The 11,806-nt window shown below is 54.4% G+C and carries 12 protein-coding genes; 11 read left to right on the top strand and 1 reads right to left on the bottom strand.

The genetic code is table 11. The annotated features are described in order from the left end of the window. Nucleotides 1-16 precede the first annotated feature (16 nt). The 11 genes from gmk to ACR0EO_RS03360 all read left to right on the top strand — a co-directional run bounded on the left by gmk (nt 17) and on the right by ACR0EO_RS03360 (nt 10,895). On the top strand, nt 17-658 hold the full coding sequence (gene gmk, locus ACR0EO_RS03310) for a guanylate kinase (protein ID WP_480686986.1): 642 nt from the start codon (nt 17-19) through the stop codon (nt 656-658). Beyond that, nucleotides 655-1,179, top strand: coding sequence for a gamma carbonic anhydrase family protein (locus ACR0EO_RS03315; RefSeq protein ID WP_480686987.1), 525 nt, complete (start codon nt 655-657; stop codon nt 1,177-1,179). Before gmk ends, ACR0EO_RS03315 begins: the two co-directional genes overlap by 4 nt. A 33-nt stretch (nt 1,180-1,212) precedes the next feature. Further along, nucleotides 1,213-2,259 (top strand): sensor histidine kinase, encoded by a 1,047-nt coding sequence (locus ACR0EO_RS03320; RefSeq protein ID WP_480686988.1) that lies wholly within the window; start codon nt 1,213-1,215, stop codon nt 2,257-2,259. A 206-nt stretch (nt 2,260-2,465) separates the two neighbouring features. Beyond that, on the top strand, nt 2,466-3,521 hold the full coding sequence (locus ACR0EO_RS03325; protein ID WP_480686989.1) for a substrate-binding domain-containing protein: 1,056 nt from the start codon (nt 2,466-2,468) through the stop codon (nt 3,519-3,521). Between the two features lie 83 nt (nt 3,522-3,604). Then, nucleotides 3,605-5,077 carry a phosphate ABC transporter permease subunit PstC gene (gene pstC, locus ACR0EO_RS03330; RefSeq protein ID WP_480686990.1) on the top strand — a complete coding sequence of 491 codons (1,473 nt, stop codon included), beginning with the start codon at nt 3,605-3,607 and terminating at the stop codon, nt 5,075-5,077. Then, nucleotides 5,074-6,435, top strand: a complete 1,362-nt coding sequence (gene pstA / locus ACR0EO_RS03335; protein WP_480686991.1) for a phosphate ABC transporter permease PstA — start codon at nt 5,074-5,076, stop codon at nt 6,433-6,435. The genes pstC and pstA overlap by 4 nt, the downstream gene beginning before the upstream one ends. A gap of 11 nt (nt 6,436-6,446) precedes the next feature. Next, nucleotides 6,447-7,244: a phosphate ABC transporter ATP-binding protein PstB gene (gene pstB / locus ACR0EO_RS03340; protein WP_480686993.1), complete on the top strand. Its 798-nt coding sequence runs from the start codon at nt 6,447-6,449 to the stop codon at nt 7,242-7,244. Between the two features lie 16 nt (nt 7,245-7,260). Then, complete coding sequence (gene phoU, locus ACR0EO_RS03345) at nt 7,261-7,962, top strand: phosphate signaling complex protein PhoU (protein ID WP_480686995.1); 702 nt, start codon at nt 7,261-7,263, stop codon at nt 7,960-7,962. 12 nt (nt 7,963-7,974) lie between these two features. Then, nucleotides 7,975-8,664 (top strand): phosphate regulon transcriptional regulator PhoB, encoded by a 690-nt coding sequence (gene phoB, locus ACR0EO_RS03350; RefSeq protein ID WP_480686997.1) that lies wholly within the window; start codon nt 7,975-7,977, stop codon nt 8,662-8,664. Between the two features lie 122 nt (nt 8,665-8,786). Further along, nucleotides 8,787-10,016: an acyl-CoA dehydrogenase gene (locus ACR0EO_RS03355; RefSeq protein WP_480686999.1), complete on the top strand. Its 1,230-nt coding sequence runs from the start codon at nt 8,787-8,789 to the stop codon at nt 10,014-10,016. A 117-nt stretch (nt 10,017-10,133) separates the two neighbouring features. After that, nucleotides 10,134-10,895, top strand: coding sequence for an SDR family oxidoreductase (locus tag ACR0EO_RS03360; RefSeq protein WP_480687001.1), 762 nt, complete (start codon nt 10,134-10,136; stop codon nt 10,893-10,895). A 2-nt stretch (nt 10,896-10,897) separates the two neighbouring features. Here ACR0EO_RS03360 and ACR0EO_RS03365 read toward each other — a convergent pair whose 3' ends face one another. Further along, complete coding sequence (locus tag ACR0EO_RS03365; RefSeq protein WP_480687003.1) at nt 10,898-11,767, bottom strand: acyl-CoA thioesterase; 870 nt, start codon at nt 11,765-11,767, stop codon at nt 10,898-10,900. Nucleotides 11,768-11,806: the final 39 nt, after the last annotated feature.

Here is an 11,806-nt window from a genome sequence, read left to right on the forward strand (position 1 = left end):
GACGGGAGCTCCCCTAATGGCGGATCGACGCGGCCTTTTAATCATTTTGTCCTCGCCTTCGGGGGCTGGTAAATCAACTTTAGCCAAGCGGCTGATGCAGTGGGACACGGGCCTGGAGTTTTCTGTCTCGGCTACGACGCGGGCACCTCGTCCGGGTGAAGAGCATGGGCGTGAATATTATTTCCTTAGCGAGGATGCCTTTAGACAACAGGTCTCCGAAGGTCAGATGCTTGAGCACGCGCACGTGTTTGGTAATTTTTATGGATCCCCAGCCGGGCCAGTACGCGAGTCCATAAATTCCGGCAAAGACGTTTTGTTTGACGTCGATTGGCAGGGTGAGGTTCAAATCAGGAACTCGGACCTTGGCAAACACGCCCTGTCTATCTTTATCCTTCCACCGTCGATCCCAGAACTGCGTCGCCGGCTAGAAAGCCGTGGGCAGGACAGCTATGAGGTTATCGCAAAGCGTATGCTGAAAAGCTGGGACGAGATCAGTCACTGGGGCTATTACGACTACGTCTTGGTCAACGATGATCTGGATGCGACCGAAGAAAAGCTAAAGACCATTGTGAGTGCGGAACGCATGCGCCGTATCCAGCAACCCAAGCTGCAAGAGCATGTTCGCACGCTGCAAAGTGAATTCGAGGGGCTGTCATGACACTCTATGCGCTTGGTGAGCACGCGCCGGTTGTCCACGAAGATACTTGGGTGGCACCGGATGCGAACCTGATCGGCAAAGTGGTGCTAGAGCAAGGAGCCTCGGTTTGGTTCGGCTGCACCATTCGAGCTGACCACGAAGAGATTCGGGTTTGTGAAGGTAGCAATGTTCAGGAAAACTGCGTCATGCACATTGACGCTGGATACCCTCTGACAATTGGCAAAAACTGTACAATTGGGCACAAAGTTATGCTGCACGGATGCACGATTGGGGAAAACACTCTGATCGGGATGGGCGCAATTGTGCTGAACGGCGCAAAGATCGGCAAAAACTGCCTGATCGGTGCAGGAGCTTTGATCACCGAAGGCAAGGAAATACCGGACAATTCCTTGGTCATGGGATCGCCGGGTAAGGTCGTACGGCAATTGGACGACGCGGCCGCCCAACGCATAACGTTCAGCGCGCTGCACTATCAGGAAAACATGCGCAAGTTTCGCAAAAGCTTAAAGCCCGTGTCGTAAGGCGGCTCAAGCAACGCAAAAGAGACCGAATTCATGTCAACCGATCTGCTTGCCGAACTCGTTTCGGCCGTTCCCATGCCTGCTCTTGTGGTTGATCAGACCGAGCGGATAATAGCGGCCAACACTGACGCAAGAACGCTGTTGGGGCAGAATATCGTCAACAGGCATTTTGCGACGATCCTACGGCAGCCGCAGGTTATCGATGCGATGGAGCAGAGCCTTCGCACGAAAGGCCCGGCCAAAACCAAACATCTTTCGAATGACGGTGCACAGGACACCACGTTCGAGGTCGAATGCCGATATATGAATGGGGTAGGGGCGGTCGACGGCGGCGCGGTTCTGACTGTGTTTCAGGATGTCACCCACTTGGAGCAAGCCAGCCAGATGCGGCGGGATTTCGTGGCAAACGTCAGTCATGAATTGCGCACCCCTCTAACTGCGTTGATGGGATTCATAGAAACTCTGCGGGGCCCAGCGCGCGATGACGCGGCCGCGCGTGAACGTTTCCTTCAGATCATGACGGACGAAGCCAACCGAATGAACCGTTTGGTTGGGGACTTGCTGTCTCTGAACCGTGTTGAAAGTGAAGAGAGGGTGCGCCCCAAGGAACAGTTGGAATTGACTGGTCTTTTGCAATCTACGTTGAACAATTTGCGGCCTCTTGCCGAAGATGCGAATGTAGTGCTGACACTCGATGCACCTGAGGATCCCGTTTCTCTGATCGGAGACAGCGATCAGTTGCGCCAAGTTTTTACGAATTTGATCGAAAACGGAATCAAATACGGTGGCAGTGGCGGCAGCGTGGAAGTGCGACTGGTTTCATCTGAACGAGACACCGCAATGCGCGGGCCCGCTGTCAGGGTTCAGATTATCGACAAGGGACCAGGAATCGATGCGATTCACTTGCCGAGATTGACTGAGCGGTTCTATCGAGCAGACAGCCACAGATCCCGACAACTGGGCGGAACAGGACTAGGGCTTGCTATTGTAAAACATATTATCAACCGTCACCGCGGACGGCTGAGGGTTGAAAGTGAGCTTGGCAAGGGCGCGGTTTTCACTGTGATTCTGCCGCGTTAACCGCCGCCGTTACTAGATCTGCCAAGCGATGTTCGAGCCGGTATGTAAACGCCGCATGGCAGCTTTGCGCACTTAAAACGCATTTTCTAGGCACCTGTCATAAAGCTGTTACATACCTGTCACAAAAGGCTTACGCACGACCCGTAGAGGTTCGCGCAAGATCATCATGGGGGTGATCAGAACTTACATTTCTCAAGGAGACTGAAATGTCCTTTGTAAAACTGTCGGCTTCGGCTCTTGCCATCGCTGCTGTATCGGCCACTACGGCCGCCGCTCGTGATCAAGTGCAGGTTGCTGGTTCCTCTACCGTGCTACCTTACGCTTCGATCGTGGCTGAAGCCTTCGGTGAAAACTTTGACTTCCCGACACCTGTTGTTGAATCGGGCGGTTCCTCGGCTGGCCTGAAGCGTTTCTGCGAAGGCGTTGGTGAAAACACCATCGACGTTGCAAACGCATCGCGCCAAATCCGCGAGAAAGAAATTAAAGCCTGTGCCGATAACGGCGTAACCGACATCATCGAAGTTCAGATCGGTTATGACGGCATCGTTTTCGCATCCGACATCAACGGCAACTCGTTCGAGTTTACGCCGGAAGATTGGTACAAAGCGCTGTCCGCTCAGGTTGTTGTTGACGGCCAACTGGTCGACAATCCGAACAAAACCTGGGCCGACGTGAACCCTGCGTTCCCGGCGCAGCCGATCGCAGCCTTCATCCCGGGCACCAAGCACGGCACCCGTGAAGTGTTCGAAGACAAAGTGATCCTGGCAGGCTGTGAGCACCTGGGTGACTTTGACGCTTACCTGGCCGCCGCAGAAGGCGACAGCGACAAAGCCAAGAAGAAAGCGGCTGAAAAAGCTTGTATCGCTCTGCGCACCGACGGCGTTTCGGTCGACATCGACGGCGACTACACCGAAACTCTGGCTCGCATCGACAGCAACAAAGACGGCATCGGCGTCTTTGGTCTGGCGTTCTACGAAAACAACACCGACAAACTGCAAGTTGCGACCATGTCGGGCATTGTTCCGTCGACTGAATCGATCGCGACAGGTGAGTACCCGGTATCCCGTCCGCTGTTCTTCTACGTGAAGAAAGCACACATCGGCGTTATCCCCGGCCTTAAAGAATATGCTGAGTTCTTCGTTGCAGACGAGATTGCTGGCCCCGACGGCCCGCTGGCCGAATACGGCCTGGTCTCGGATCCGGAACTGGTAAAAGTTCAGGAAGCTGTTGCAAACGAAACCGTTCTGGGCGGCGGTTCCTAATCACCCTTGCGAACGGAACCGGGGCGTCTTAAGCGCGCCCCGGTTCTTTTTGACTCCATCTCTGCCATCCCCACGGAGTTCTTATGGCGTTATCCTGGCTGTTGTTTATCCTGCTTGCGCTGGCAGTGATCGGATATTTCACGGGTCGGTCCCGTGCATTGGCAAGTGCGGGGGGTGACGCCCGCGAGTTGCACTCTCTACCGTCTTACTATGGCTATAACGTCGCTCTGACGGCTTTGGTTCCTGCTCTGGGCGTTCTGATTGTCTGGCTTCTGGTTCAACCGATGATCGTGAACAGTACCGTGTCCGGTCTCATTCCCGATCAGTCGATACCCGAAGGTTCCGATCGTGGTTTGATCATGAGCGAGGTTCGTCGTGTTGCTTATGGTTTGGATGGCGCAGTTGAATCAGGCGCGATGTCGGAAGCACTGGCGCAGAATGCCGACGCGGATATCGACGATCTGACCAAAACGCTGAAAAATGCCGGCCAAGTTCTGACACAGGATATCACCCAGCCGATCTTGGTAGCGGCCCAGAAGTATCGCAGCATGACGTCGATCGGTTCGGTTGCTATGCAGGTTATAGTGCTGGCGCTGGCATTGTTGGGTGCAGCCTTTGCATACGTCCGGACGCACAAAGACTTTCGGGCACGTAATGTGGTCGAGCAAGGGATCTTGGCCCTGCTGCTTTTGGCGGCCTCGATTGCGATTCTGACAACGGTCGGAATCGTCCTATCGATGCTGTTTGAAACGATGAACTTTTTTCAACTGCATTCTTGGAAGGACTTCTTCTTTGGAAGCACGTGGGCACCGAACTTCAGAGGCGGAAGCGAACTGTCGATCTTGCCGCTGCTATGGGGCACACTCTATATTTCAGTGATTGCACTGCTGGTGGCAGTGCCGATTGGTTTGTTTGCCGCAATTTACCTGTCGGAATATGCATCAGGGGCCACCCGAGCAGTCGCGAAGCCGCTGCTTGAGATTCTAGCCGGTATTCCAACCATCGTTTATGGTCTGTTTGCCCTGCTGACAGTTGGCCCCGCTTTGGTGTCGATGTTCGGTGATGGAGGCATGTTGGGAGTGGGCTGGATGGCCAGTTCCAACGCGGTTCTGACGGCTGGTCTGGTTATGGGCATCATGCTGATCCCGTTTGTTTCGTCGCTGTCGGACGACATCATCAACGCGGTTCCGCAATCAATGCGGGACGGCTCGCTGGGGCTGGGTGCAACGAAATCCGAAACCGTTCGCCAGGTGGTTCTGCCCGCGGCGCTGCCGGGTATCGTGGGTGCGATCCTGCTGGCCGCAAGCCGGGCCATCGGAGAAACCATGATCGTAGTTATGGCCGCCGGTGCGATTGCCAAGTTCTCGGGTAACCCGTTTGAAGCAATGACCACGATCACTACGCGGATTGTTAGTCAGCTGACAGGCGATACCGACTTTGCCAGCCCCGAAACCCTAGTGGCCTTTGCCTTGGGTCTGACACTGTTTGTCATTACGCTGGGACTGAACATCTTCGCCCTCTACATCGTACGCAAATACCGGGAGCAGTACGAATGACCGATATTTCCCAAACCCCTGCCGCTGCTCCTGCTGCGAAGCCCAAAGGTGGCTCGCTGTTCGAACAGGACACGCGCACCAAACGCCGCAACGCCGCCGAAGGCCGCTTCAAGCTGTACGGCATCGCCGCCATTGGTGTTGGCCTACTGATGCTTATCGTTCTGGTCACCAACATTGTGACCGCCGGCACCGGTGCATTTCAGCAGAGCTTTCTTGAGCTGAATGTCGAGCTGAAGGAAGACAAGCTGGACAAGAAGGGCAACCGCAATATTGAGGACATCAAGAAAGTCTCGACGTTTGGCTATGCGCCGCTGATTGCGTCGGCACTGGAGGCAGAGGTCGCTGAGCTGGGTATCCAGACGGATCTGTCGCCCAAGGAGATGGGCAAAATCCTGTCTAAGGCCGCACAAGCTGAGCTGCGGAATTATGTTATCGCCAACCCCGATAAGATCGGTCAAACGGTCAGCTTCCGCTTTTTGGTCAACAGCCGTGTCGATGGCTATATGAAAGGCCGCGTAACCCGCGAGTCCATTGCCAACGACAAGAGCATCTCGGTCGCGCAACTGGATTTTGTAGACCAACTGCGCGATGCGGGCGTGTTGTACAAGGCCTTCAACCCGGACTTCATCTTCGGCGCGGACGCCTCTGACCAGCGGCCCGAGGCTGCGGGGATCGGTGTCTCCATGTTGGGGTCGCTGTTCATGATGTTCGTGGTGCTGGCGCTGGCCTTGCCGATTGGTGTTGCGGCCTCGATCTATCTTGAGGAATTCGCGCCGCAGAACCGCCTAACAGACATCATCGAGGTTAACATCTCAAATCTGGCCGCGGTTCCTTCCATCGTGTTCGGTATTCTGGGTCTGGCTGTGTTCATCAACTACATGCACCTGCCGACCTCGGCGCCGCTTGTCGGTGGTTTGGTGCTGACGCTGATGACTTTGCCAACGATTATCATCTCGACCCGCGCGTCGCTGAAGGCGGTTCCGCCGTCGATCCGTGACGCGGCGCTTGGGGTAGGGGCCTCGAAAATGCAGGCGGTATTCCACCATGTTCTGCCGCTGGCTGCACCCGGTATCCTGACCGGCACCATCATTGGCCTAGCGCAGGCGCTGGGGGAAACTGCACCGCTGCTGTTGATCGGGATGGTTGGCTTTATCGCTTCGAACCCGCCGGATGGCATCGTCGCTGGCTTCCTGTCACCCAACTCAGCCATGCCGGCGCAGATCTACGAATGGTCCAAGCGTGCTGACCCGGCTTTCTATGAACGCGCATGGGGAGGCATCATCATCCTGTTGATCTTCCTCGTGACAATGAACACCATCGCGGTCATCCTACGCCGCCGCTTTGAACGCCGCTGGTAAAGGGGCTTATAATGAACGATATGACACGAGTGGAGAGAACCGTGGACTCCAAAGCTATCAAGATCGCCGCGAACGATGTTCAGGTGTATTACGGTGACACTCACGCGATCAAAGACGTGAATGTTGAGATCGAAGACAAAACGGTTACTGCCTTCATTGGCCCGTCTGGTTGCGGCAAGTCTACTTTCTTACGCTGCCTGAACCGGATGAATGACACGATCGATATCTGCCGGGTCAAAGGCGATATCCTGCTAGATGGCGAAGACATCTATGACAAGCGGGTCGACCCGGTGCAGTTGCGCGCAAAGGTCGGAATGGTGTTCCAAAAGCCGAACCCGTTCCCAAAGTCGATTTATGATAACGTCGCATATGGCCCGCGTATCCATGGCCTTGCCAAGAATAAGGCTGAACTGGATGAAATCGTAGAGAAATCTCTGCGGCGTGGCGCGATTTGGGACGAGGTCAAAGACCGTTTGGACGCTCCGGGAACCGGCCTGTCCGGCGGACAGCAACAGCGTTTGTGCATCGCACGCGCCGTGGCGACCGAGCCCGAAGTTCTGCTGATGGACGAACCGTGCTCGGCCCTTGATCCGATCGCTACTGCGCAGGTTGAAGAACTGATCGATGAACTGCGTTCGCGCTATTCGGTGGTGATCGTGACCCATTCGATGCAACAGGCCGCGCGCGTCAGCCAGAAGACAGCGTTCTTCCACCTCGGAAATCTGGTTGAATTTGGTGAGACTGGGCAGATCTTTACCAACCCCGAAGATCCTCGCACGGAAAGCTACATTACAGGCCGGATCGGCTGAGCACAGGTATCTAGACATGACCGAACAACACATAGCATCTGCTTTCGATCGCGACCTCGAAGCCATTCAGGCGCACATCATGAAAATGGGCGGATTGGTCGAAGCCGCCATCATGGGCTCCGCGCGGTCACTTGAGGCCCGTGACGAAGAGTTGGCGCAGCAGGTCCGTCAGGGCGACAAGGCCATTGATGCGCTTGAAGACATGATCAACGAAGAAACGGCGCGTTTGATCGCATTGCGATCACCGACAGCTGGAGACCTGCGTCTGGTTCTCTCTGTTCTGAAGGTCTCAGCCAACCTCGAGCGTATTGGCGACTACTCGAAGAACATTGCCAAACGGACAACGGTTTTGGTCAATGCTGGTGAAATTAACGGAAGTGCCGCAGCCCTGCGCCGTATGGCGCGTGAGGTTGAGCGGATGCTTCGCGACGCGCTGGATGCCTATATTCAGCGTGATGCTGAACTGGCTGCGGACGTGATTGATCGGGATGAGGAGGTTGACCAAATGTACAACGGTCTTTTCCGTGAATTCCTGACGTTTATGGCTGAAGATCCGCGCAACATTTCGTCCTGTATGCACCTGCATTTCATCGCAAAGAACATCGAGCGTATGGGCGACCATGTGACCGCGATTGCCGAGCAGGTTGTTTACCTGGTGACGGGTGAACGCCCGACCGAAGCCCGACCTAAAGCTGATATCACGTCTCAATCCGTATAAGGGAACTGAATAATGTCTGCTGATCAGCCCATGGTTCTGGTTGTCGAGGATGAATTAGCGCAACGCGAAGTGTTGGCTTACAACCTCGAAGCAGAGGGGTTCCGTGTGGCCAAGGCGGCCAGCGGGGACGAAGCGTTGCTGTTGGTTGACGAGGAAAGCCCGGACATCATCGTTTTGGATTGGATGATGCCCAACCTCAGCGGCATCGAAGTTTGCCGCCGGTTGAAAACGCGCCCTGATACGCGGTCAATTCCCATAATCATGCTGTCAGCTCGTTCAGAAGAAGTGGACAAGGTTCGGGGTCTGGAAACAGGCGCTGATGACTACGTGGTCAAACCTTATTCGGTCGTGGAGTTGATGGCTCGGGTGCGAACCCAACTGCGGCGCGTTCGACCTGCAACTGTGGGAATTCGGCTGGAATTTGACGATATCGTACTGGATTCGGAAACGCACAAGGTCAGTCGAAACAGCAAACCTTTGAAACTGGGTCCAACCGAGTTTCGCCTGTTGAGTACCTTCATGGAAAAGCCCGGCCGTGTTTGGAGTCGTGAACAGTTGCTCGACCGGGTTTGGGGGCGCGACATCTATGTGGATACCCGTACCGTCGATGTGCACATCGGTAGGTTGCGGAAAGCGTTGACGCAGCACGGTGGCGAAGATCCTGTAAGGACGGTTCGAGGCGCTGGTTACGCGTTGGGTTGAACCGGGCAGGGGTGTTGTCAGCATGCTATGAGTTTTGCTCATAGTCAGATGCAAAACTCTTACTGTTTTTTGCTGATTGCGCGGGTTAGTTTGCGGCAAAGCTGACTTAGCGGAGATGCATTATGAACGCCCCTGACACCAAGCCGACACTGCGTGCAAAAGATGCGCCTGACATGGGTCGATTCACTTGGGATGACCCGTTTCGCCTGGCTGACCAGCTATCCGAAGACGAGCGCATGATCGCAGCAAGTGCTAACGCGTATGCGCAGGAAAAGCTGCAGCCAAGGGTCACCGAAGCCTTTCAAAACGAAGAAACTGACCCTGAAATCTTTCGCGAAATGGGGGAAATGGGCCTTTTGGGGATTACGATTCCCGAAGAATACGGTGGCTTAGGTTCGGGTTACGTTTCTTACGGTCTGGTCGCGCGCGAGATTGAGCGTGTGGATTCGGGTTACCGCTCGATGATGTCCGTCCAAAGCTCGTTGGTGATGTATCCCATTTATGCTTACGGCAGTGAAGAACAGCGCCGCAAGTACCTGCCAAAGCTCGCCAGCGGTGAATGGATTGGGTGCTTTGGTTTGACCGAGGCCGACGCTGGTTCGGACCCAGCCGGCATGAAAACTCGCGCCGAGAAGATTGACGGTGGTTACAGGCTTACCGGCAGTAAAATGTGGATATCGAATTCTCCGATCGCTGACGTTTTTGTTGTCTGGGCAAAATCCGACGCGCATGACGGCAAAATTCGGGGCTTTGTTCTTGATAAAGGGCTACAAGGTCTCAGCGCTCCAAAGATTCAAAACAAAATGAGTCTCAGAGCTTCGATCACCGGAGAAATCGTTCTGGACGGTGTCGAGGTGGACGAGGGCGCTCTGTTACCTCATGTGCAAGGCTTGAAAGGTCCGTTTGGATGTTTGAACCGTGCACGTTATGGCATCAGCTGGGGCGTTATGGGGGCAGCCGAATGCTGTTGGCATGGTGCGCGTCAGTACGGGCTGGATAGAAAACAATTTGATAAGCCGTTGGCACAAACCCAGCTGTTTCAGCGTAAGCTAGCGGACATGCAGACTGAAATTGCATTGGCGCTTCAGGGAAGTTTGCGCGTTGGTCGTCTGATGGATCAGGCCGAGGCTGCGCCGGAAATGATTTCGATCGTAAAGCGTAACAACTGCGGTAAGGCACTCGATGTAGCTCGTATGGCGCGTGACATGCACGGTGGAAATGGGATTTCCTTGGAGTTTCAGGTTATTCGCCACATGGTGAACCTTGAGACGGTGAACACCTATGAAGGCACGCATGACGTTCACGCGTTGATCCTGGGGCGGGCTCAGACCGGTTTGCAGGCGTTCTATTGAGCTAATCGGTATAGCGTGTAATCGGTATTATGTTAAAAAACTAAACCACTGAATACGCTTCCTTATTACTACCAATAGCTTACGATCACATTTTGATCGTAAGCTTTGGAGTCACTCATGAAGTTGCAAGGAAAAACCGTTGTCGTAACCGGCGCTGCGCATGGAATCGGCAAAGGTTTAGCTGAACGTTTCGCGCGCGAAGGTGCTCGTGTCGTGTGCGCGGATATCGACGTGGACGCCGTCAACAACGTTGCTGACGGTATCGGTGGCTATTCTATGCCTTGCGATGTCTCTTCAGAAAGAAACGTCAAAGACCTGATTGACACTGTCGAAGACACTATCGGTCCCATTGATCTGTTTTGTGCAAACGCTGGAATTTTGACTCTAGGCGGCCTCGATGTTCCCGATGAAGATTGGGAGAAAATTTGGAAAATCAACGTCATGTCCCATGTTTGGACTGCGCGGCATCTGGTTCCGCGAATGGTTGAACGCGGCGGCGGATACATCATGACGACGGCTTCGGCGGCAGGTCTTTTGAACCAACCTGGAGCTGCGCCATACGGCGTTACCAAGCATGCAGCTGTGGGCTTCGCTGAATGGCTGTCGTTGACGTATGGCCATAAAGGACTGCGCGTTTCGGTTTTGTGTCCGCAAGCTGTGCGATCTCCGATGACGCGTGGGCACGAGACATCGGTGGCCTCAATAGATGGAATGTTGGAGCCCGAGGACGTAGCACAGGCTTGCGTCGAAGCCCTTGAAACAGAACAGTTTCTTGTGCTGCCGCATCCTCAGGTCCTAGAGTATATTCGTCACAAAGCCGGAGATTACGATCGTTGGCTTGGCGGAATGCGTAAGTTAAATCAGCAGTTTATCGAGTGATTTTAAGGTCGTTTCTTCGCTTTTCGCATTAAGCCTTCTTGCGCTACCGAAGCAACCAAGGTGCCGTCCTGAGAATAGATGGATCCGCGGTTAAAGTTCCGCCCTCGCCCGCTCCACGGAGAATCCATTGAGTAAAGATGCCAGTTCTCGAAATGAACTGGCTCATGAAACCACAAGGCATGATCCAAGCTGGCTCCACTTACATCGTTTGAGAACCAGCTTAAGCCGTGAGGCCGCATTCCCGAGCTCATCAGGTACATGTCTGAGGCATACGCCAACAAGAGGTGTTGAGTAACGGGATCCGCGCCTGCTGCGGCATTCATGCGAAACCAAATCTGATTGCGGTCATCCGCTTTTTCCGGAGTGAATGGATTTAGATGGCTGGCTTCACGAACCTCAATCGGGCGCTGTCGTAAAAGCTCTCCACGCAGGACCTCTGGTACCTGGTCTACGTATTGCTTTCTTAGTTCATCTCGCGACGGGTACTGCTCTGGTGCGTCCATTTCAGGCATAGGGTGGTGATGGTCCCAGCCGTCATCCTGAACATGGAACGATGCGGACATGTTCAAAATCTGCTTACCATTCTGAATTGCTACAACTCGCCGGGTGGTAAACGAACCTCCATCTCGCGCTCTATCTACTTGATAAATAACAGTTTTAGACGGATCACCCGGCCGAATGAAATACGCGTGTAGCGAATGACAGAGACGATCTTCTACAGTACGGTACGCCGCCGCCAACGCCTGGGCGATAACCTGTCCGCCGAATATACGCATCGGTGTTTCCCCGCCAGAGCCAGTGCCGCGAAACAAATCCACTTCAAGCCCTTCGATGTTCAAAAGGTCCAGAAGTACGCGTTCTGCTTCGGTCATGTTCGGAGCTCCGGTTGGTGTGGTTTGGATTGGGTATCA

The organism is Ruegeria sp. BE9, from assembly GCF_056538765.1.